19 protein-coding genes are annotated in these 21667 nt (G+C 74.4%); 5 read left to right on the top strand and 14 right to left on the bottom strand.

All coding sequences use genetic code 11. From position 1 onward, the window contains the following. Positions 1-3: 3 nt before the first annotated feature. Both CK485_RS23710 and CK485_RS23705 read left to right on the top strand, forming a co-directional pair. The gene (locus tag CK485_RS23710; RefSeq protein ID WP_109453875.1) at positions 4-2775 is read left to right on the top strand and encodes a branched-chain amino acid ABC transporter permease/ATP-binding protein; all 2772 of its coding nucleotides are present in this window, start codon (positions 4-6) and stop codon (positions 2773-2775) included. After that, a complete protein-coding gene (locus CK485_RS23705) occupies positions 2772-3446 on the top strand; it encodes an ATP-binding cassette domain-containing protein (protein ID WP_109453874.1) in 675 nt (224 codons plus the stop codon). Before CK485_RS23710 ends, CK485_RS23705 begins: the two co-directional genes overlap by 4 nt. 18 nt (positions 3447-3464) lie before the next feature. Here the strand turns inward: CK485_RS23705 and CK485_RS23700 are convergent, their stop codons facing one another. Further along, a complete protein-coding gene (locus CK485_RS23700) occupies positions 3465-4175 on the bottom strand; it encodes a transglycosylase family protein (protein WP_109453873.1) in 711 nt (236 codons plus the stop codon). A gap of 521 nt (positions 4176-4696) precedes the next feature. On the opposite strand from CK485_RS23700, the gene CK485_RS23695 reads away from it, so the two are divergent. Together CK485_RS23695 and CK485_RS23690 are read left to right on the top strand one after the other, a co-directional pair. Next, positions 4697-5524 carry a hypothetical protein gene (locus CK485_RS23695; RefSeq protein WP_109453872.1) on the top strand — a complete coding sequence of 276 codons (828 nt, stop codon included), beginning with the start codon at positions 4697-4699 and terminating at the stop codon, positions 5522-5524. 187 nt (positions 5525-5711) lie between these two features. Beyond that, a complete protein-coding gene (locus CK485_RS23690; RefSeq protein ID WP_241968553.1) occupies positions 5712-6056 on the top strand; it encodes a hypothetical protein in 345 nt (114 codons plus the stop codon). Positions 6057-6113: 57 nt separating this feature from the next. Here CK485_RS23690 and der read toward each other — a convergent pair whose 3' ends face one another. The 4 genes from der to CK485_RS23670 form a co-directional block, all read right to left on the bottom strand. After that, on the bottom strand, positions 6114-7571 hold the full coding sequence (der, locus tag CK485_RS23685) for a ribosome biogenesis GTPase Der (RefSeq protein WP_109453870.1): 1458 nt from the start codon (positions 7569-7571) through the stop codon (positions 6114-6116). 71 nt (positions 7572-7642) lie between these two features. Continuing rightward, the gene (locus CK485_RS23680; RefSeq protein ID WP_109454377.1) at positions 7643-8233 is read right to left on the bottom strand and encodes a lysophospholipid acyltransferase family protein; all 591 of its coding nucleotides are present in this window, start codon (positions 8231-8233) and stop codon (positions 7643-7645) included. 68 nt (positions 8234-8301) lie between these two features. Then, positions 8302-8985, bottom strand: a complete 684-nt coding sequence (gene cmk / locus CK485_RS23675; protein ID WP_199239486.1) for a (d)CMP kinase — start codon at positions 8983-8985, stop codon at positions 8302-8304. Between the two features lie 151 nt (positions 8986-9136). Continuing rightward, positions 9137-10222 carry a prephenate dehydrogenase gene (locus CK485_RS23670; protein ID WP_109454376.1) on the bottom strand — a complete coding sequence of 362 codons (1086 nt, stop codon included), beginning with the start codon at positions 10220-10222 and terminating at the stop codon, positions 9137-9139. A gap of 80 nt (positions 10223-10302) precedes the next feature. On the opposite strand from CK485_RS23670, the gene CK485_RS23665 reads away from it, so the two are divergent. Further along, positions 10303-10665 (top strand): DUF952 domain-containing protein, encoded by a 363-nt coding sequence (locus tag CK485_RS23665; protein WP_109453868.1) that lies wholly within the window; start codon positions 10303-10305, stop codon positions 10663-10665. Between the two features lie 53 nt (positions 10666-10718). Here the strand turns inward: CK485_RS23665 and CK485_RS23660 are convergent, their stop codons facing one another. The 9 genes from CK485_RS23660 to CK485_RS23620 all read right to left on the bottom strand — a co-directional run bounded on the left by CK485_RS23660 (position 10719) and on the right by CK485_RS23620 (position 21521). Next, positions 10719-11792, bottom strand: coding sequence for a pseudouridine synthase (locus tag CK485_RS23660; RefSeq protein WP_109453867.1), 1074 nt, complete (start codon positions 11790-11792; stop codon positions 10719-10721). After that, a complete protein-coding gene (gene scpB, locus CK485_RS23655; RefSeq protein WP_199239522.1) occupies positions 11792-12385 on the bottom strand; it encodes an SMC-Scp complex subunit ScpB in 594 nt (197 codons plus the stop codon). Before scpB ends, CK485_RS23660 begins: the two co-directional genes overlap by 1 nt. 49 nt (positions 12386-12434) lie before the next feature. Further along, positions 12435-13526, bottom strand: coding sequence for a segregation/condensation protein A (locus CK485_RS23650; RefSeq protein WP_109453865.1), 1092 nt, complete (start codon positions 13524-13526; stop codon positions 12435-12437). Between the two features lie 56 nt (positions 13527-13582). Then, the gene (locus CK485_RS23645; protein WP_109453864.1) at positions 13583-14206 is read right to left on the bottom strand and encodes a hypothetical protein; all 624 of its coding nucleotides are present in this window, start codon (positions 14204-14206) and stop codon (positions 13583-13585) included. Beyond that, complete coding sequence (locus CK485_RS23640; RefSeq protein WP_109453863.1) at positions 14191-15264, bottom strand: ParA family protein; 1074 nt, start codon at positions 15262-15264, stop codon at positions 14191-14193. Before CK485_RS23640 ends, CK485_RS23645 begins: the two co-directional genes overlap by 16 nt. A 309-nt stretch (positions 15265-15573) precedes the next feature. After that, the gene (ald, locus tag CK485_RS23635; protein ID WP_109453862.1) at positions 15574-16689 is read right to left on the bottom strand and encodes an alanine dehydrogenase; all 1116 of its coding nucleotides are present in this window, start codon (positions 16687-16689) and stop codon (positions 15574-15576) included. A gap of 261 nt (positions 16690-16950) precedes the next feature. After that, entirely contained in the window at positions 16951-18915 is a 1965-nt protein-coding gene (locus CK485_RS23630) for an NB-ARC domain-containing protein (protein ID WP_241968552.1), read from the bottom strand. A 163-nt stretch (positions 18916-19078) separates the two neighbouring features. Next, a complete protein-coding gene (locus tag CK485_RS23625) occupies positions 19079-19705 on the bottom strand; it encodes an NUDIX hydrolase (RefSeq protein ID WP_109453861.1) in 627 nt (208 codons plus the stop codon). 169 nt (positions 19706-19874) lie between these two features. After that, positions 19875-21521: a CTP synthase gene (locus tag CK485_RS23620; RefSeq protein ID WP_275124677.1), complete on the bottom strand. Its 1647-nt coding sequence runs from the start codon at positions 21519-21521 to the stop codon at positions 19875-19877. Between the last annotated feature and the right edge of the window lie 146 nt (positions 21522-21667).

The raw sequence follows: 21667 nt of genomic DNA, 5'->3' as shown, positions 1-21667 counted from the left end.
CCCGTGGCCTCGCTCACCGTCGACCTGACCCTCGCCGGGCTCGCCGTGGGCGGCGCCGCCGCGCTGACCGGCATCGGCCTGCTGGTGACCTATCGCGCCACCGGTGTGTTCAACCTCGCGCACGGCGCCGTCGCCACCGTCACCGCGTACGTCCTGCGCGAGCTGGTCGTCGTCCGGCACTGGCCGCTGTGGCCCGCGGCCGCCGCCTGCCTGCTGCTGCTCGCCCCCGCGATGGGGCTGGCGCTGGACCGCGTCGTGTTCCGCCCACTGGCCGCCCGGGAGGCGGACACCGGTGAGACGCTGGTCGCCACCCTCGGTGTCTTCGTGCTCCTCGTCGGCGTGGTGTACCTGGTGTGGGGTGGCAACGCGCTCACCGACGCGCCGTCCCTGGTGCCTTCCGGACCGGTCGCGCAGGCGGTCACCACGCTGGCGGCGGTGGCCGTGGTGGGCTGCGCGGTGGGCGCGGTCGCCCGCTGGACGCCGTTCGGCACCCGGCTGCGCGCCGTCGTCGACGACCGTCGGCTCGCCGTGCTCACCGGCGTCGACGCCGACCGGGTCGCGGCGGCGGGCTGGGCGTTCGGCGCCTTCACCGCGGGGCTGGCCGGCGTACTGCTCGCGCCCTTCCTGCGGCTCGACCCGTACGGGCTGTCACTGCTGGTGATGGAGACGATGGCGGTCGCGGTGGCGGCCGGGCGGCGCGGCATCCCGGCCGCGGTCGCGGTGGCCCTGGCGATCGGGATCGCGCAGAGCCAGCTGACCCGCCTGCACCCCGGTGGCTGGCCGCAGCCGCTGCTCCAGGCGGTCGGCGCCAACCTCTTCGTGGTCGCCCTGCTGGTCGTCTCGGTGGCCGGGCCCGCGATCGGCGGCGCGACCGGCTCGGTGCGCCGGGCGACCTCCGGCGCGCGGGGCCGTCCGCACGCCTCGTACCGCGCCTGGGCGGTCTGCGCACTGCTGTTCCTGCTGCCGCTGGGCCTGACCGGGCCGGACCTGACGACGTCCGTCCAGGTCCCGGCGATGGCGGTGATCCTGCTGTCGCTGGTGGTGGTCACCGGCTCCGGCGGGCAGATCTCGCTGGGCCAGGCGGGCTGGGCCGGGCTCGGCGCGCTGTTCACCGCACTGCTGGCGACCGGGTCCTTTCCCGGGCTGCCCGCGCTGCCGGGACTCGCCGCGCTCGCGCTCGCCGTGGTGCTGGTGGCGCCGCTGGGCCTGCTCACCGGGACGCCCGCGATCTGGCGGCGCGGACTGGCGCTGGCGCTGGCCACGTTCGCGGTCGGGGTGGCGATCAGCCGCTTCGTGCTCACCCAGCCGTACGCGACCTCATCGCTGGGTACGGGGCCCGCCCGGCCCGCCGGGTTCACCGGCGACCACGCGTACTACGCGCTCGAACTCGGGTTGCTGGGCGCCGTGCTGGCCGCGGTCCGCATGCTGCGCCGCGGCCGGTCCGGGCGGGCGCTGGCGGCGATGCGGGACCACGAGCCCGGCGCGGTGGCTGCCGGGGTGCGGGTGCCCGCGCTGAAGGTGGCCACGTTCGTCGTCGGCGCCGCGCTGGCCGCACTCGGCGGTGGCATGCTCGCGCTGGGCACGCAAGCATTCGACGCCGACGCCTTCGACCCGGTGCAGGGACTGCTGTGGTTCGCCGCCGTGGTCGTGACGGGTGCCGACAGCCCGCTGGGCGCCCTGGCCGCCGCCGCGCTGCTCGTCGGTCTGGACGCGGGCACCGTGCAGGGCGTCGCCGCCGCCGTGGTGGGCGTCCTGGCGATCGCGCTCGCCCGGCTGCCCGGCGGCCTGCCCGGGCTGTGGCACCGTCTGGCCGCGCCCCGCCCGGCGCCCCGGCTCAGCCCGCTGGGGCTGCGGGTGCGGGCGGCGGTGGCTGGACCGGGGGCGGCGGGTACGGGCATGGCTCCGGTGACGGCGCACCCGGGTTCACCGGGACAGCCGCACGCCGCGGCTGCTCCCCCGGAGCAACCGCACGCCCCGGCTCCCGCGAGACAGCCGCACGCCGCGGCCTCTCCCCCGCGCTCGGGACGGCCGGTCAGGATGCCCGGCGGCGCGCCGCCCGCGCGGCTGACGGCCCGCGGCATCCGCCGCTCCTACGGCGGCCCGGCCGTGGTGGACGGCGTGGACCTCGCCGTCACCGGGGGCCGGATCACGGCCGTGGTCGGACCCAACGGGGCGGGGAAGTCCACTCTGTTCGACTGCCTGTGCGGCGCCGCGCGGCCGGATGCCGGGCGGGTGCTGCTGGACGGGCGGGACGTCACCCGGCTGCCCGCCGACGCGCGCGCCCGGCTCGGCGTGGGCCGCACCTTCCAGCAGGTGGCGGTCTTCTCCGGGCTGACGGTGGCGGACAACGTCCGGGTCGGCGCCGAGCACGGGCCCGCCACCGGCCCGGCTAAGCGCGCGGCGGTCACCGACGCGGCGCTGCGGCTGCTGGGACTCGGCGCGGTGCGCGACCGGGACGCGGCCGACCTGCCGACCGGGGCTCTGCGCGGGGTGGAACTGGGCCGGGCGCTGGCCGCCCGCCCCCGCGTCCTGCTGCTCGACGAGCCGGCGGCGGGCTTGGACGAGGCCGAAGTGGCCTCGCTGGCGAGGGTGTTGCGGGCGCTTGCGGCGGACGGCACGGCGGTGCTGCTGGTCGAGCACGACCTCGATCTGGTCGCGGATCTCGCGGACGTCGTCCACGTGATGGCCTCGGGCCGCGTCGTGGCCTCGGGACCGGCCGCCGCCGTCCTGGCCGACCCCCGGGTGCGCGGCGCCTTCGCCGAGGCGGCGGGATGAGCGTCGAGATCGCGCTGCGCCGGGCCCGCGTCCGCTACGGGCCGCTGGAGGCGCTGCACGGTGTCGACCTGGCCGTGCCCGCGGGCTGCCTGACCGTGCTGTCCGGGCCCAACGGCTCGGGGTGCACCACCGTGTTGCGGGCGCTGGCCGGGTCGGTGCCGCTGTCCGCCGGGCGGGTGGTGTGGCGCGGGCAGGACGTGACCGGGCTCCCCGCGCACCGCAGGGCACGCCGTGGTCTGGCCTTCGTCCCCGACCGGCGGGCGGTGTTCGGCTCGTTGACGGTCACGGAGAACCTCGCGCTGTTCGGGCCCGACCCGGATCCGGCGCTGGCCGCCTTCCCCGCCCTGCGCGGCCTGCTCGCGCACCGGGCGGCCACGCTGTCCGGCGGGGAGCAGCGCATGCTCGCGGTCTCCCGCGCGCTGCTGGCCCCGGCCGGCCTGGTGCTGGTCGACGAGCCGGGCCAGGGCCTGGCCCGTGCGGTGGCGGACACCGCCCACCGGGCCCTGGCGCGGCTGGCGGAGTCCGGCCGTACCGTGGTCGTCGCCGAGCAGCGGCTGCCCGCCGCGCTGCGCGACGCCGCCCGCGTGGTGTACGAACTGCGGCGCGGGGCCGTGGTGTTCGCCGGTGAACCGGCCGAACTCCACGGCCCCGCGGGCCCTGCGGCGCGGTGATCCGGCCGGCGGTGGGCGTCAGACGTTCAGCCGCTGGCCGGGCATGATGAGGTCCGGGTTCCCGCCGATGACCTCGCGGTTGGCGTCGTAGACCCGCTGCCAGCTGGTGCCGTGCGCGGCGGCGATCCCGCTGAGGGTGTCGCCCGGGGCCACGGTGTAGTCGCCGTGGCCCTGCCGTCCGGCCGGTGCCGCGGTCGCCGTGCGCTCGGGGGTCCGCTCGCGGTGCGCGGGGGCGGACTCGCGCGGCTTGTAGCCCTCGGCGCGCGTGGAGTAGGTGTCGGTGTGCGACCCGGAGGAACCGGCGTCCGAGGAGGCGGCCGGCGCGCTGCCGTACGCCCCGGCGCGGGCCGAGCAGACCGGCCAGGCGCCCCAGCCCTGCGCCGCCTGAACCTTGTTGGCGATCGCTATCTGCTCGCTGCGGTCGGCACCGCTGGCGACCGGCGCGTAGCGCGTGCCGCCGTAGGCCGCCCAGGTACTGGCGCTGAACTGCAGCCCGCCGTAGTAGCCGTTGCCGGTGTTGATGCTCCAGTTGCCGCCGCTCTCGCAAGCGGCGATGCGGTCCCACACGCCGCTGTCTGCGGCCTGCGCCGTTCCGCTCGCCGCCAGCGCGGCCAGCGGGCTGACCGCCGCGGCCGAGGCCAGGACGACCGCGGCGCGCGCCCGGCGGCCCAGTCCCCTCCCGTTGCCCGACGTGGCGGCGTGCTTACGGCGCTCCGGATGTCCGGACATGGATCCCCTTCTCGACGACCCCGGGCTTCCCCCTGTGTTGCCGACGGACCGTCCACCGGACGCCTTTGCGTCCCGTGTCCGGCCTGTCCGTCCGCTGCCGGCGCCAGTGGTGACGCGCCGTCATCCTCCGTGCGGACTGCCCGGGTGGTGCTCTGTGCACACGGCCGCCGAATCTAGGGAGCGAGAGGCCGTCACATCAACCAAATGCCGCGGATCGCAGGCCAGTTGGCGGTTACCAGAGGTAAGTAACAGATTCGGCGGGGCAGTTGGCGCCCTTTTGCCCGCTGTTGTTCCTCCCGACCGTCACCGTCCTGTGACGTTCTTCACCTCGTCACACCGTCGGGCGAGTCGGAGGATTCGACGGAGAGTGAGCGAATTCCGGACCCCTGTAACGTTCCGCATCCGGCATATTCACTCCGCACGACTCCGCGCGTGACCCCGGCCACAGATCACCCGTTGTCACTGCGAGCCGGAACCTCCGCGCTCGCACGACACGCACCGCAACCCCCGAGGAGTCATCCGTGCCGCCCTTGCTCGATGTCAGCGACGAGGTACGCGCCGAGATCGGCGATGCGGAGGCCGACCGCCTGCTCGCCGGCGAGAACGCGCCCGGCCCGTACGACTGCACCTCCTGCCGCACCCCCGGCGACACCACACAGGAGCGCACCAGCACGGTGCTCTTCGTGGGCGAGGAGACGGCCGTCCTCGCCTTCGCGCACGCCGCCTGCATCCCCTCACAGGTGGTCCCGGTCTCCGAGGAACAGCTCCAGGTGGCCGTCCGCAGCATCCAGGGCGAGACCTCCATCTCCGAGCAGCCCGCCCCCGCCGCCGTTCCCCCGCCCGCGAGCCCGCTCGCCTCCACCGGGGCGCAGGTGCCGCGGCAGGCGGTCCTCGGCATCACCTGCGGCCTGGTGCTGTGCCAGGACAACCTGCACCCGGCACTGGTGGTGGAACCGACCGGCCCGGTCGGCCGCCCGGGCAGCACCGCGGACGACGAGTTCCTGCTGCTGCTCAGCGAGGAGGGCTTCCACCCGATCACGAGCCTGGAGACCCCGCCGCCCGCGCTGGGCGGCTGGTCGGTGCTGCTCGCCATGGGCAAGCTGCATGCCGTGCTCCAGGGCGGCACCAACAGCCAGAACTCCACGGCCTGGTGGCAGGCGCACCAGCCGCTGCCGGTCAGCGACGGCTGGCGGGCCGCCGCCAACCGCACCAACGAGGTCTTCGTCTACGCCGCCCCGGTCGGCACCATCGGCCGGCAGCCCCGGGAGGACCTGATGCGCGAGGCGCTCGACCGCGCCGCCGCCAAGGGCCTGCTGGTCGGCGGCACGATGCCGCTCGCCGGGACCTGACCCCCGGTGAGCCGTGGGGCCGGGCGCACCGCTCCGCCACGAGCGCGCGCCCGGCCTTCGCGCTGCCCGCACCCGTCAACGCGGCCCGCGCGCCCGGTGCCCCGCGCCCCCGGCACGCTTCCGTACGCCGGGCCCGCGGGTAAGGAGCTGGCCATTTCGTCCTTTCGGGCCGCATCCAGGGCGCAGGATGATCGTTGCCCCATACGTGCACACCTACGACACTTCGCCCCGGCCTCCGTACCAGAGCCAGATCCCGCCGATGCGCGCCCCGCACGACACCGTGACGGTGTCCAACACGCCGATCTACGACGCGCTGTACTCGGAGTACCGCAGGCTCTTCCGGGCGCTGCCGTTCGACCGCAGCGGCGAGGAGCAGCTGCGGCTCCAGCCGGTGGCCCCGCGCCCCGCGCAGTGGCACCCCGTGGCGCACTCCCCGTACGGCACCGGGCGGCCGCGCGGTGTCCTGCCCGCCGCGCTGCCGCCCGGTGCCCCGTCCGGCGGCGCGCACGCCAACCGGATGCACGGTCTGTGACGGCGCCCGGCCCGCTCCAGGGCCGGCCGCCGTACGGCCGCTCGTACCGTCAGCCGGTCACTTCTTGCGGCTGCGCTTCTCGCGCACGCGCACCGAGACCTGGATCGGCGTGCCCTCGAAGCCGAACTCCTCGCGCAGCCGCCGCTCGATGAACCGGCGGTAGCCCGCCTCCAGGAAGCCGGAGGCGAAGAGCACGAAGCGCGGCGGCTTGGTGCCCGCCTGGGTGCCGAACAGGATCCGCGGCTGCTTGCCACCGCGGATCGGGTGCGGGTGGGCGGCGACCAGTTCACCGAGGAAGGCGTTGAGCCGCCCGGTCGGCACCCGGGTCTCCCATCCCGCAAGGGCGGTCTCGATCGCCGGGACGAGCTTCTCCATGTGCCGCCCGGTGGACGCCGAGACGTTCACCCGGGGCGCCCACTGCACCTGCACGAGGTCCTGCTCGATCTCGCGCTCCAGGTAGTAGCGGCGCTCCTCGTCCAGCAGGTCCCACTTGTTGTAGGCGATGACGCAGGCGCGGCCCGCGTCGATCGCCATCTGGATGATGCGGGTGTCCTGCACCGACAGCGTCTCGCTTGCGTCGATCAGGATGACCGCGACCTCCGCCTTCTCCAGCGCGGCGGCGGTGCGCAGCGAGGCGTAGTAGTCGGCGCCCTCGGCGAGGTGGACCCGGCGGCGGATGCCTGCGGTGTCCACGAACTTCCAGGTCCTGCCGCCGAGTTGGATCAGCTCGTCGACCGGGTCGCGGGTGGTGCCGGCCAGTTCGTTGACGACGACGCGCTCCTCGCCCGCCACCTTGTTCAGCAGCGAGGACTTGCCCACGTTGGGGCGGCCGATGAGCGCGACCCGGCGCGGGCCGCCGAGCACGTCGCCGAAGGTCTGCGCCGGGGCCTCGGGCAGCGCTTCGAGGATCGCGTCCAGCAGGTCACCGGTGCCGCGGCCGTGCAGCGAGGAGACCGCGTACGGCTCACCCAGGCCCAGCGACCACAGCGCCGCCGCGTCCGCCTCGCCGCTGGGGCCGTCGACCTTGTTGGCACACAGCACGACCGGCTTGCCGGCCCGCCGCAGCAGCTTGACGACCGCCTCGTCGGTGTCGGTGGCCCCCACGGTCGCGTCCACGACGAAGACCACCGCGTCGGCCGCCTCGATGGCGAACTCGGCCTGCGCGGCGACCGAGGCGTCGATGCCGAGGACGTCCTGCTCCCAGCCGCCGGTGTCGACGATCTTGAAGCGGCGGCCGTTCCAGTGCGCCTCGTAGGTGACGCGGTCGCGGGTGACGCCCGGCCGGTCCTCCACGACCGCCTCGCGCCGGCCGATGATCCGGTTGACCAGGGTCGACTTGCCGACGTTCGGGCGGCCGACGACGGCCAGCACCGGCAGCGGCCCGTGCCCGGCCTCGGCCAGGTCGCCCGCGACCTCTTCGAGGTCGAAGCCCTCCTCGGCCGCCAGCTCCATGAACTCGGCGTATTCGGCGTCGCCGAGCGCGCCGTGCTCGCCGTACTCGTTCTCGTGGTCCATGAAGTCTTCCTCGTCGCCTCGTAAGAGAAGTCCGTGCGGGCCGTGCACTCGCGGCCCCGGGCCGTGCGGCCCTACTCGTCGCGCCCGGTCGCGCGCCTGGCGTCGTCCAGGTGTGCCACCAGGTGCTTCTGGATCCGCTCGGTGGCGGCGTCCAGGGTGGCGCGGGTGCGCCGCTGGGACGGCTCCGCCGCCAGGAACGGATCGCCGAACACCACGTCGATCCGGCCGCGCAGCGGCGGCAGCGCCGTTATCAGCCGTCCCGGCCGGGCGCTGCCCAGCACCGCGACCGGCACCACCGGGGCGCCGGAGCGCACCGCGAAGTACGCGAGTCCCGAGCGCAGTTCGGCGAAGTCGCCGTGACCGCGGGTGCCCTCGGGAAAGATCCCCAGCACGCCCCCGCGGGCCAGCACCCCCAGCGCGGACGTCACCGCGACGCGGTCGGGCGCCGTACGGTCCACCGGGAGCTGCCCGATGCCGCGCAGGAACGACCCGAGCGGCCCGACGAACGCCTCCCGCTTGACCAGGAAGTGGATCGGCCGCGGTGAGGTGCCGATCAGCATCGGTCCGTCCACGTTGTGCGCGTGGTTGCCGGCCAGGATCACCGGACCGGCGGACGGCATCCGCCAGGCGCCGAGCACCCTGGGACGCCACAGCCCGTGCATCAGGCCGATGCCGATCCTGCGGCCGGTCGCCGCTCCCTTCGGGCCGGGGACCGCGCCGTCCGGGCGGTTCACCGAGCCGCCCGCTTCTCCTCGATCAGGGTGACGACGCACTCGATGACCTGGTCGAGGGTGAGTTCGGTGGTGTCCACCTCGACCGCGTCGGCCGCCTTGGCCAGCGGTGAGGTCTTGCGGCCCGAGTCGGCCGCGTCCCGCTTGATCAGCGCCTCCCGGGTGGCCGCGAGGTCCGCCGCCGCCTTGGCGCCGATCTCGCCGCCGCGCCGGGCCGCCCGGGCCTCCGGGGAGGCGGTGAGGAAGATCTTGACGGCGGCGTCGGGCAGCACCGTGGTGCCGATGTCGCGGCCCTCGACCACGATGCCGACCGGGGCCTGGGCCGCCGCCGCGCGCTGGAGCTCCACCAGCCTGCGCCGCACCTCGGGGACCGCGCTGACCGCGCTGACCGCCGCGGTGACCTCGGCGGTGCGGATCGGCAGCGACGCGTCGGCGCCGTCCACGGTGATGGTGGGCGCGGACGGGTCGGAGCCGGAGACGATCACCGGCTTGTCCGCGGCGAGCGCGACCTGCGCCGGGTCGTCCACGTCGATGCCGTTGGACAGCATCCACCAGGTCATCGCCCGGTACTGGGCGCCGGTGTCGAGGTAGCTCAGCCCCAGCTCGGCCGCGACCGCCTTCGACGTACTCGACTTGCCCGTGCCGGAGGGGCCGTCGATGGCGACGATCACCGGAGTTTCCACAGCGCGGGGCCTTCCTCGTTGCACGGGTTCGGGGTACGGGGTTCGGTGTCCTGGGGGGGGAGGGCGGCGTCCGCCGGGCGTACGCCATCCCCCAAGGTTACCGGCCGGGGGGCGGTGCTGTGCCACGAGATGTCGCGGGACGGCACGGCCCTCACTGCCGGATCGACCAGCCCCGCTCGCGCAGCGCCGCGGTGAGCTTCGGCACGGCGGCCGGGTCGACCATGAGCTGCACCAGGCCCGCCTGCTGGCCGGTGGAGTGCTCGATGCGGACGTCCTCGATGTTGACACCGACCGCGCCCGCGTCGGCGAAGACCCGGGCCAGCTCGCCGGGCTGGTCGCCGATGAGCACGGCGACGGTCTCGTACGCGGCGGGGGCGGCGCCGTGCTTGCCGGGCACGCGGACCCGGCCGGCGTTGCCGCGCCGCAGGACGTCCTCGATGCCGGCGGCACCCTCGCGCCGTTCGTCCTCGTCGCGGGACTGGAGGGCCCGCAGCGCCTCGACGGTCTCGCCGAGGTCGGCGGCGACCCGGGCGAGCACGTCGGCGACCGGGCCGGGGTTGGCGGACAGGATGTCGATCCACATGCCGGGCTCGGAGGCCGCGATCCGGGTCACGTCCCTTATGCCCTGGCCGCACAGCCGCACCGCGGTCTCCTCCGCGTGCTCCAGGCGGGCGGCGACCAGGCTGGAGACCAGCTGCGGGGTGTGCGAGACGAGCGCGACCGCCCGGTCGTGGGCGTCGGCGTCCATCACCACCGGCACCGCGTGGCACAGGGCGACCAGCTCCAGCGCGAGGTTGAGCACCTCGGTGTCGGTGGCCGGGGTCGGGGTGAGCACCCAGGGCCGCCCCTCGAACAGTTCGGCGGTCGCGGCCAGCGGCCCGGAGCGCTCGCGGCCCGCCATCGGATGGGTGCCGATGCAGCGGGTGAGGTCGACGCCGAGCGCCTCCAGCTCCCGGTGCGGCCCGCCCTTGACGCTGGCCACGTCCAGGTAGCCGCGGGCCAGCCCGGAGCGCTGGGCGTCGGCGAGGGTGCGGGCGACGTGGGCGGGCGGCACGGCGACGATCGCGAGGTCCACCGGCCCCGCGGGCGGCTCGGTGGTGCCCGCGCCGAGGGCCGCCGCGGTGCGCGCGGCGTCCGGGTCGTGGTCCTGGAGGTGGACGGTGACCCCGCGTCCGGTGAGCGCGAGGGCGGCGGAGGTGCCGATCAGTCCGGTGCCGATGACGGCGGCGGTACGCATGAAGGTCATCCTCTCCCAGACGGCGCCCACGCCGCGACGGGGATACGGTCGCGGGCCCGGCGTCCGGTAGAACGTTGCGCATGATCTTCCACGTGGTGCCGCTGGACGACTGGCTGCGCGACCCCGACCGCCCCTACGCCCCGCCGACGCTGGCCTCGGACGGCTTCGTGCACTGCTCGCCGGACGAGAAGTCGGCGCTGACGGTGGCCGACACGTTCTACCGGGAGGCGGTCGGGCCGCTGATGGTGCTGCTCATCGACGAGGCGGCGCTGGACACCCCGGTGCGCTGGGAGCCGCCCACGCCGTCCCCGCCGCCGGGCACCGCGCCCGGCACCCTGTTCCCGCACGTCTACGGGCGCGTCAACCGCACGGCGGTCGCCGGGATGCTGGAGGTGGAGCGGGACGCGGACGGCCACGCGGTCTCGTTGCGCCTGTGGTCCTGACGCGGCCCGCAGGACGCCGGGCGCGGCCCGGGAAGGGCCGCGCCCGCGCCGTCCTACAGGTCGACCTCGCGCATCAGCATGCCCACCTCGGTGTTGGTGAGCCGGCGCAGCCAGCCCGACTTCTGGTCGCCGAGCGGGATGGGCCCGAAGGAGGTGCGCACCAGGCGGTCCACGGGGAAGCCGGCCTCGGCGAGCATGCGGCGCACGATGTGCTTGCGGCCCTCGTGCAGCGTGACCTCGACCAGGTAGTTCTTGCCGGTGTTCTCCACGACCCGGAAGTGGTCGGCTCGCGCGTAGCCGTCCTCCAGCTCGATGCCGTCCTTCAGCCGCTTGCCGAGGTCGCGCGGCAGCGGGCCCTGGACGGCGGCGAGGTAGGTCTTCTTGACGCCGTAGCGCGGGTGGGTGAGGCGGTGGGCCAGCTCGCCGTGGTTGGTGAGCAGGATGATGCCCTCGGTCTCGGTGTCCAGGCGGCCCACGTGGAACAGCCGGGTCTCCCGGTTGGTGACGTAGTCGCCGAGGCACTGGCGGCCGTCCGGGTCCTCCATCGTGGAGACCACGCCGGCCGGCTTGTTGAGGGCGAAGAACAGGTACGACTGGGTGGCCACCGTCAGGCCGTCGACCTTGACCTCGTCCTTGTCCGGGTCGACGCGCAGGCCCTGCTCGGTGACGATCCTGCCGTTGACCTCGACGCGGCGCTGGTCGATCAGCTCCTCGCAGGCGCGGCGCGAGCCGAGGCCGGCGCGGGCCAGCACCTTCTGCAGGCGCTCGCCCTCCTCCTCGGCGCCGGGGAAGGTCTTGGGCAGGTTCAGCCGGGGCTTGCCGTGCCGGGCGCGGTTGCGCTCCTCGATCTGGGCGTCCAGCTCGCGCGGGCGGGCCGGGGAGGTCCTGCGCGGCGCCCCCTTGCCGCCCTTGGCCGCTCCGCCCTTGGCCGCCGCGCCCCTGGGCCCGGGGCCGCCCTTGGCACCGCCGGGCTTGCCGCGGCCGCCGCCGGACTGGCCGGTCTCACCCACGTCGTAGCGGCGCTCCTCCGGGCGGGGGCGGCCGGCGCGCTTGGTCTTGTCGTCGCGCGAGTTGCCCGCCCCGCGGTAGTTCCGGTTGCCGCTGTTCCTGCCGCTACTGCTTCGCATCAAGTTTCCGTAGTCGAGATCGGGTCCGGTGCGTCCGGGTCGAACGACGGCACCCCCTCCAGGGAGTCCGCCTCGACCGCGTCCGCCTCCGGGAGGAACGGTGCCAGTTCGGGCAGTTCGTCCAGGCCCCGCAGGCCCATCCGCTCCAGGAAGTAGTTCGTCGTCCTGTACAGGATCGCACCTGTCTCGGGTTCCGTCCCACTCTCCTCGACCAGACCGCGCTGGAGCAGGGTGCGCATGACGCCGTCGCAGTTCACCCCGCGCACCGCGGAGACCCGCGAGCGGCTGACCGGCTGCCGGTAGGCGACGACCGCCAGCGTCTCCAGGGCGGCCTGGGTCAGCCGCGCCTGCTGGCCGTCGAGCACGAAGGTCTCCACGGCCGCCGCGTACTCGGGGCGGGTGTAGTAGCGCCAGCCTCCGGCGACCAGCCGCAGCTCGAAGCCGCTGCCCCGGCGGGCGTACTCGTCGGACAGCTCGCGCAGGGCGTCGCCGATCGCGCGGCGGGGGCGCTGGAGCACCTTGGCGAGGTGCTCCTCGGTGACCGGCTCGTCCACGACCATCAGGACCGCCTCGAGCGCGGGACGCAGGTCCAGCTCGCCGACGTCGAGCGTGCCGGCCGGCGGTTCGTCCGGAGCGGGCCGGTCATTCGTCGCGGTCGTCGTCACTGGCGTCCTCCTGACGTCGTTGCCCGGGCCCGTCCGGCCTGCCGCCTGCCGTCTCACGGTCGAACTCGTCGGTGACCAGGGCCCGTTCGCCGTCCGAGTCGCCGCCGGTCCAGCGCACCGTGAGCGCGCCGAGCGCCTCGGGCTGGTCGAGTGCCACCGCCTTCTCGCGGTACAGCTCCAGCAACGCGAGGAAGCGGGCCACCACGGTGAGCGTGTCGGGGGCGTCGGCGGCCAGTTCCGCGAAGGTCGCGCCGCCCCGCTCGCGCAGCAGGGCGATCACGCGTTCCGCCTGCTCGCGCACGCTGACCAGGGGCGCGTGGATGTGCTCGACGTACACCCGGGGCGCCGGCTTGGGCTGCATGGCCTTGACGGCCAGTTTCGCGAAGCCCGCGGCGCCGATGCTGATGACGACGTCCGGGAGGAGTTCGGCGTGGTGCGGCTCCAGGCCCACGGTGCGCGGGTGGCGGCTCGACTCGGCGGCGAGGCGTGCCGCGAAGATCTCGGCGATGCGCTTGTACGCGCGGTACTGCAGCAGGCGGGCGAAGAGCAGGTCGCGGGCCTCCAGCAGCGCGAGGTCCTCCTCGTCCTCCACCTCGGCCGCGGGCAGCAGCCGGGCCGCCTTCAGGTCCAGCAGGGTCGCGGCGACCACCAGGAACTCGGTGGCCTGGTCGAGGTCCCAGTCCTGGCCCATCGCGCGGATGTGGGCGATGAAGTCGTCGGTGACGCGGGAGAGCGCGACCTCGGTGACGTCCAGCTTGTGCTTGGAGATCAGTTGCAGCAGCAGGTCGAAGGGGCCTTCGAAGTTCGCCAGCCGGACGGTGAACCGCCCGTCGTCGGCGGCCTGTTCGGCTCCCGGCGCGGCCTCCGGTCCGGTCGGCGCGCCGGCGGGCCCTGACTCCGTGCCGGGCGGCGGCGCGGCGCCCGTCGCCGCCCCCGGCTCCGGCGCGGCGTCCGGCGCGGTCCCCTGCTCCGGCGCGACGGCCGGCGCCGGCTCCGCCTCCGCGGTCGCCACGGCCCCGCGGCCGAGCCTGCGGCGGCGGGGGGAGGCGTGGTCGTCGGTGGCGCTCATCACGGAAGGCGGGGTCCAGGGTGCGGGGCGGGACCGGCAGCCTATCGCCCCGGTGGCTAGCGGCCTCGCAGGCGCCGCACGAGGATGCTCGCGTCGCCGCGCGACTCCAGGTCGGCCAGGACCACCGCGACCGCCTCCCGCACGATGCGCCCCCGGTCGACGGCGAGGCCGTGCTCCCCGCGCAGCACCAGCCGCGCGTGTTCCAGGTCCATCAGCTCCTCGGCGGAGACGTAGACGGTGATCTTCTCGTCGTGCCGCTCGCGTCCCGAGGGGCGGCGGGCGGGCGAGCCCTGGCCGCGTCGCCGCTGCGAGCCGCCCTGCTCCTGCGGGGCGTGGCGCTGCGCGGGCGCGGTCGCCACACGGGCGTCGTCGGCGGCGGTACGGGTGTGCTCGGCGGCGCCGGGCGGCTGCGCGGCGTCCGCCTGCCGGGCGGCGCGCTCGCGGCCGTCCCTAGGGTCGGCGCCCGCCTCGTCCGGTTCCGCGTCGTGGACGGCGCCGTCCGTGCCGGGCACGGCGTCGTCGTCGCCGGCCGCCGGAGCGGGGACCGAGCGCAGTCGTTCGGCGGCCTGCGACGCCGCCTCACCGTTGCCGTGCTGTCGGGGAGTTGACGCACTGAGGGCCATGCCGCCGGTGGTGCGGAACAGTTCGTCGGCTCCGGGCAGGCTCACTCGGCGTGGCAACGGGCGAGCACCTCCCTGGCGAGCTGCCGGTACGCCGCCGCGCCCACGGAGTTGGAGGCGTAGGTGGTGATCGGCTCACCGGCCACCGTGGTCTCCGGGAAGCGGACGGTGCGGCCGATGACCGTGTGGAAGACGTGGTCGTCGAAGGCCTCGACGACTCGGGCGAGGACCTCGCGGGAGTGCACCGTGCGCGAGTCGTACATCGTGGCGAGGATGCCGTCGAGGTCGAGGTCGGGGTTGAGCCGCTCGCGGACCTTCTCGATGGTCTCGGTGAGCAGCGCGACACCGCGCAGCGCGAAGAACTCGCACTCCAGCGGCACGATCACCCGGTGCGCGGCGGTGAGCGCGTTGACGGTGAGCAGGCCGAGCGAGGGCTGGCAGTCGATGATGACGAAGTCGTAGTCCGACATCAGCGGCTTCAGGGCGCGCTGGAGCGTCGACTCCCGGGCCACCTCGCTGACCAGCTGGACCTCGGCGGCCGACAGGTCGATGTTGCTCGGCAGCAGGTCCATGCCGGGCACCGCGGTCTTGAGCAGCACCTCGTCCGCGGCCATCCCCCGCTCCATGAGCAGGTTGTAGACCGTCAGGTCCAGCTCCATGGGGTTGACGCCCAGCCCGACCGACAGGGCGCCCTGCGGGTCGAAGTCGACCAGCAGCACGCGGCGGCCGTACTCGGCGAGCGCCGCGCCGAGGTTGATGGTCGAGGTGGTCTTGCCGACCCCGCCCTTCTGGTTGCACATGGCGATGATCTGGGCCGGTCCGTGCTCGGAGACCGGGCCGGGGATCGGGAAGTACGGCAGCGGGCGGCCGGTCGGGCCGACGCGCTCGCGGCGCTGCCGGGCGGCGTCCGGGGCGAGGGTCGCCGCGTACTCGGGGTCCGGCTCGTACTCGGCGTCGGGGTCGTAGAACTGACCGTCCGGCAGGTCTTCCTCGTATGTCGACATGGGGTGCGTTGCTTGCGTCTCCGTGCTCGTCTCGGTCCTGCGTGCCTCGAAGGTGCGGACCGCGACGGATCCAACGGCCTCGAACCGGGCGGGGTCCGGGCCCTGAACGGTCATTCCTGGTTGACCACCCCCGGGAGCAAATGTCGACTCATTCACAAGTCGTCTTACCTCCTTGGTGACCAGGAAACTTCTCAATAGGTCAGCGTGACACCATGCCGACGAATTGCGACTCTATGGCGTGTCGGCGGTCCGCAGCAACACAATCCACCGGAGACGGCACGATGTGTCGGCAATGGAACACCCCGCTGTCAAGGGCGTATCGACGGTAACCACGAATGTGTCGCAACGTCGCACAACGCCACCGGCCGGGTCTTGACGGACAAGACCCGGCCGGTGAAGGGGTGTTCAGGTGTGCGGTACGACTCAGCCGAGCAGCGCGGCGAGTTCGACGTGCTCCAGCCCGTGCGCCTCGGCGACGGACGCGTAAACGACCTGGCCGGCATGGGTGTTGAGGCCCTTGGCGAGCGCGGCGTCACGGCGCAGCGCCTCGCGCCAGCCGCGGTTGGCCAGCTCGACGATGTACGGCAGCGTGGCGTTGGTCAGCGCGTGGGTGGAGGTGTTGGGCACCGAACCCGGCATGTTGGCCACGCAGTAGAAGACCGAGTCGTGCACCTGGAAGGTCGGCTCGGCGTGCGTGGTGGGACGCGAGTCCTCGAAGCAGCCGCCCTGGTCGATCGCGATGTCGACGAGCACGGAGCCCGGCTTCATGCGGGAGACCAGCTCGTTGGTGACCAGCTTCGGGGCCTTGGCGCCCGGGATCAGCACGGCGCCGACGACCAGGTCGGCCTCCAGGACGGCCCGCTCCAGCTCGTAGGCGTTGGAGACGATCGTCTGCACCTTGGTGCCGAAGACCTTGTCGGCCTCGCGCAGCTTGTTGATGTCCTTGTCGAGCAGGGTGACGTGGAAGCCCATGCCGACGGCGATCTGGGTGGCATTCCAGCCGGAGACGCCGGCGCCGATGACGACGGCCTTGCCCGCGTGGACGCCCGGCACGCCGCCCGGCAGCACGCCGCGGCCGCCGGCCGAGCGCATCAGGTGGTACGCGCCGACCTGCGGGGCCAGCCGGCCCGCGACCTCGGACATGGGGGCGAGCAGCGGCAGCGCGCGGTTCGCGGTCTCCACCGTCTCGTAGGCGATGGCCGTGGTGCCGGACTCCAGCAGCGCGTCGGTGCACTCGCGGGAGGCGGCCAGGTGCAGGTAGGTGAAGAGGGTCTGGTCCTTGCGCAGGCGGTGGTACTCCTGCGCGATCGGCTCCTTGACCTTCAGCAGCAGGTCCGCGGTGGCCCACACCTCGTCGGCGGTGCCGAGGATGTCCGCCCCCGCCGCGGTGTACTCGGCGTCCGTGATGGAGGAGCCGTCGCCGGCGCCCTGCTCCACGTAGACCTGGTGCCCGTTGCGCACGAGCTCGTGCACGCCGGCGGGGGTGATGGCGACCCGGAACTCGTTGTTCTTGACCTCGCGGGGGATACCGACCTTCACGTGGATCACGGTCCTTGGATGAGATGGCTTGACTTGGGGCGCAAGGGCACTCGCGCACGCGCTCACGGCACGGGCACCTCTGCCGTCCGGACATTTCCCCAGATGGGGGCACACGTCGGACCTGACCGCGTTGCCAGCGGTTGACCCAAGTCTAATGAAGGAGGACGCGCTGTCTAGCCTTACAAAGTGACTATTTTTTCGGAAGCGATTGGCAGATTCGTAGGTTGTGGTCGCTGAGAGCAACGATGAGCAACGATCCGCTCAGCTGTCGCTGGCGTCTCCGGGGTCCGTCAGGCCGTCCGCCGCCTCCCGTTGCAGCCGGGCCCCCTCCGTGTCCCCCAGGCGTTCGAGCACCCGCGCCATGCCCAGCAGGACCGCGCGCTGGAGCGGTGCGTCGTCCGCCTGCCGGGCCCACCGCAGCGCCTCCTGTCCGGTGCGCAGGCTCTCCTCCGCCGCCCCGGACGCCTCCTGCGCCCGTGCCACCTCCGCCAGCGTCGCCGCGTACCCGGTGTGATCGCGCAGCCTGCGGTACGCCGCCGCGGCCGCCCGCCACTCGCGCAGCGCGGCCTGGCGGCGGCCGTCGTCGGTGTGCAGCAGCGCGAGCCGGGAGTGCAGCCGGGCCGCGTCGGCCAGCTCACCGCGTTCGCCGCGCTGGGCCAGCGCCCTGCCGTACCAGTCGGCGGCGCGCTCCCGGTCGCCCAGCTCCAGGTGGCTGTCGCCCAGCGCCTCCAGCGCCCGCCCGAGTGTGAAGGCGTCGCGTCCGGCCCGGGCCGCGTCCAGCGCCGCGCGGTAGCGGGCCACCGCGTCCTTGGTGCGGCCCGCCGCCGCGTCCAGGTCGCCGAGGTTGACCAGCGCCGCCGCCCGCTCGCGGTCGGGACCGCGCCGCTCGGCCACCTCCAGCAGCAGCCCGTGCAGCTCGTAGCGCTCCGGCGCCGGCTGCCCGTGCGCGTCCAGGGCCAGCACCGCCGCCGAGGCGAGCCGCCTGGCCAGGGTGTCCAGCTCTCCGTCGGCCACCGCGGCCCGGGCGGCCGCCAGCAGCTCCGGCAGCCTGCGCCGCAGCCAGGCCGCGGCGGCCTCGCGGTCCGCGAAGCGCAGGGCGGGCGGCACCTCGTCGGCCGCGTCCTCGCCCGGTGCGGCGGCCCGCCCGGCGCACGCCCGCACCAGCCGGACGGTGCGCTCCAGCATCCGGGCCCGGGCGAGCCGAACCTCCTGCGTCCGCTCCCCCGCCTCCAGCGCCTCGCGCAGCAGCGGCGCCGCCCACCCGGCGATCCGGTAGGCGGCCTGCTCGGTGCCCGCGCCGGGCCCGGGGTCGCGGCGCAGCAGGCCGTAGCGCGCGAAGTCCTCCAGCGCGTCGCGGGCGGTCTGAAGGGCACACCCGGCGAGCGCCGAGGCGAGATGGGCGTCCACCAGCGCGCCGGGGGCCAGCGCCAGCAGCCGCATCAGCCGGGCGGCGGGCCCCGGCAGCTGGGCGGCGACCATCCCGAACGCCCGCTCCAGCGGCGCGGCGTCGTCGTCGGGCAGCGCGCGGACCGCGTCGGCCACCGACGTCCCGGGCCGGTCGGCGAGCCACCCGGCCATCAGGCGCAGCGCGGCGGGCGACCCGCCGCAGCGCTCCGCCAGCGTCTCGGCGGCGCGCGGGTCGCAGGTCACCCGGGTCGAGCCGATCGCCTGGGCCAGCAGTTCCACGCACGCCGCGCTCTGCAGCCCGCCCAGGGTGCAGGGCCGTACGTCGGCCACCCCGGCGAGCGGACCCCGCGAGGTGGCGACCACCAGGGCCGCGTCGCCGTGCGGCAGCAGCGGCGCGACCTGCTCCCCGCTCGCCGCGTCGTCCAGCACCAGCAGCACGCGGCGCTCCCGCAACGCCTCGCGCAGGGCGGCCTCGGGTTCGTCGTCCGCCTCCCGGCCGAGTCCGCGCAGCAGCTGCGCCGCGACCTCCCCGGACGTACGGGGCTCGCCCTGCGCGTCGGTGAGTGCCGCGTACAGCAGCCCGTCGGGGTGGCGGGCGGCCTGCTCGCGGGCGAGGCGCAGGGCGAGCGCGGTGCGGCCGGCCCCGGGGCGGCCCGCGATCAGCAGGACCCGGCAGGTGGCGGCGGGCCTGCCACGCAGCGCGTCCAGGCTCGGAGTGTCGATGTCGGCGCGCAGCTCGCGCAGTTCGCGCTCCCGGCCGACGAAGCGCTCCGGGTCCGGCGGCAGCGCGTCGCCGCTCGACGTCACCTCGTCCGACACCGGCCCACTCCGTTCCTGCGCGCCTACGACACCGCGCCGGCCGGCGGTGCGCGGGGGCCTCGACGCCGGTGCGCGGGAGACTTGAGCCTAGTTCACCGGGCGCCCGGGAAGGGGTGGACGGCGCCGCCCGGTCACCCGGCCGGAGGCGTCGGCGCGGTGGGCGCTACGAGGCGTCGAAGGGCCGGGCGGGCCAGGGCGCGTCCGCCGGGCGCAGCGACTCCACGCCGTCCCCCGCCAGCACCGCGTTGAGCGCCAGCACGCCCACCGCGAGGCAGGCGTTGTGGAGTTCACCCTGGAGAACCCCGCGCACCAGTTCCTCCAGCGGCACCCGGGCGTGCTCGAACTGGGCCTCCTCCTCCGACGCCTCGTACCGCTCGCCGGTGGCCTCGGTGACGCCGCGGGCGAGGAAGATCCGGATCGCCTCGTCGGAGCCGCCGGGGGTGGAGTAGATGTCGGCGAGCACCCGCCAGTCGGAGGCCTCGACGTGCGCCTCCTCGAACAGCTCGCGCTGGGCGGCGCGCAACGGGTGCTCCCCGGGGACGTCGAGCAGCCCGGCCGGCACCTCCCACAGCAGGTGGCGCACCGGGTGCCGGTACTGGCGCAGGACGAGGACCCGGGCGGCGTCGTCCAGCGCGACGACGGCGACCGAGCCGGGGTGCGTCTGGTAGTCCCGGCGCACCGTGCCGCCGTCCGGCATGGTCACCTCGTCGGTGCGCACACCGGTGACGTTGCCGGTGAACGGCGTGCTGGTGCCGGTCACCGGCCACTGCTCGGGGATGTCGTGCAACATGCGGTCCTCCGCGACGAGGGCTTGACCGGCCCGCACCGCGCTCGGGCCGGGGCGGGCCGTGGGAAAAAGGCCGTGGGAAAAGACGGCGGTGCCGGAGCGGGACCGCCCATGATCGGGAAGTCCCCCTCCGGCACCGTAACGCGAGGCGGGCGCACCGGCCCGCACCGGCTCAGGACGCGGTCGGCGCGGCGTCGCCGCTCGTACGCGGCTGACGGGCCTGGCGCGCCTGGCACTCGACGGCTGCCTTGACCAGGCCGGCGAAGAGCGGGTGCGGGCGGGTCGGGCGCGACTTCAGCTCCGGGTGCGCCTGGGTGGCGACCAGGTAGGGGTGGGTCTCGCGGGGGTACTCGACGAACTCCACGAGCTTGCCGTCCGGGGAGGTGCCGGAGAAGACGATGCCCGCCTTCTTCTCCAGCTCGCCGCGGTAGGCGTTGTTGACCTCGTAGCGGTGGCGGTGCCGCTCCTCCACGTAGGGCTCGCCGCCGTAGACCTCGCGGACGATGGAGCCCTCGGCGAGCTTGGCCGGGTAGATGCCCAGCCGCATGGTGCCGCCGAGGTCGCCCTTGCCCTCCACGATGTCCATCTGCTCGGCCATGGTGGAGATGACCGGGTGGTCGGTGACCGCGTCGAACTCGGTGGAGTTGGCGTCCGTGATCCCGGCGAGGTTGCGGGCCGCCTCGATGACGACGCACTGCAGGCCCAGGCACAGGCCGAGCAGCGGCACGCCGTTCTCCCGGGCGTAGGTGACGGTGGCCACCTTGCCCTCGACCCCGCGGTCGCCGAAGCCGCCGGGCACGCAGATGGCATCCACGTCCGCCAGCTGCGCTGCGGCGCCCTCGGGGGTGCCGCAGTCGTCGGAGGTGACCCACTTGATCTTCACCCGGGCGTTGTTGGCGAAACCGCCCGCGCGCAGCGCCTCGGTGACCGACAGATAGGCGTCGGGCAGGTCGATGTACTTGCCGACCAGGGCGACGGTGACCTCGTGCGCCGGGTTGTGCACCCGCTCCAGCAGGTCGTCCCACTGCGCCCAGTCCACGTCGCGGAAGGGCAGGTCCAGGCGGCGCACCACGTAGGCGTCCAAGCCCTCGCCGTGCAGCACCTTGGGGATGTCGTAGATGGACTTGGCGTCGATCGCGGCGACCACCGCGTCCTCGTCCACGTCGCACATCAGCGAGATCTTGCGCTTGATGGCGGTGGGCACCTCGCGGTCGGCGCGCAGCACGATGGCGTCCGGCTGGATGCCGATGTTGCGCAGCGCGGCGACCGAGTGCTGCGTGGGCTTGGTCTTCAGCTCGCCGGAGGGGCCGATGTAGGGCAGCAGCGAGACGTGCACGAAGAAGACGTTGTCGCGGCCCACCTCGTGCCGCACCTGCCGCACCGACTCCAGGAACGGCAGCGACTCGATGTCGCCCACCGTGCCGCCGACCTCGGTGATCACCACGTCCACGTCGTCGGTGGCCATCCGCCGGATGCGCGACTTGATCTCGTTGGTGATGTGCGGAATGACCTGCACGGTGTCGCCCAGGTACTCGCCGCGCCGCTCCTTGGCGATCACCGTGGAGTACACCTGGCCGGTGGTGACGTTGGCCGAGCCGTCCAGGTCGACGTCGAGGAAGCGCTCGTAGTGGCCGACGTCCAGGTCGGTCTCGGCCCCGTCGTTGGTGACGAAGACCTCACCGTGCTGGAACGGGTTCATCGTGCCGGGGTCGACGTTGAGGTACGGGTCGAGCTTCTGCATGGTGACCCGCAGGCCGCGGGCCTTGAGCAGGGCGCCGAGGCTCGAGGCGGTGAGCCCCTTGCCGAGCGATGACGCCACACCCCCGGTCACGAAGATGTGCTTGGTCGTCCCGGAGTTCCGGCCGAGTGCGGTCTTGCCGGCGTGAGGCAGTGCCAAGAGGGGGCTCCCGTGGTCGCGAGGTGAGGGTCGGACGGCGCCGGTCAGATGGGGTGCCGTCGCGGCGG

Origin of the sequence: Streptomyces sp. ICBB 8177 (assembly GCF_003144095.1) — a bacterium.
Lineage (GTDB): Bacteria > Actinomycetota > Actinomycetes > Streptomycetales > Streptomycetaceae > Streptantibioticus_D.
This window is presented reverse-complemented; position numbering and strand designations above follow the sequence as displayed.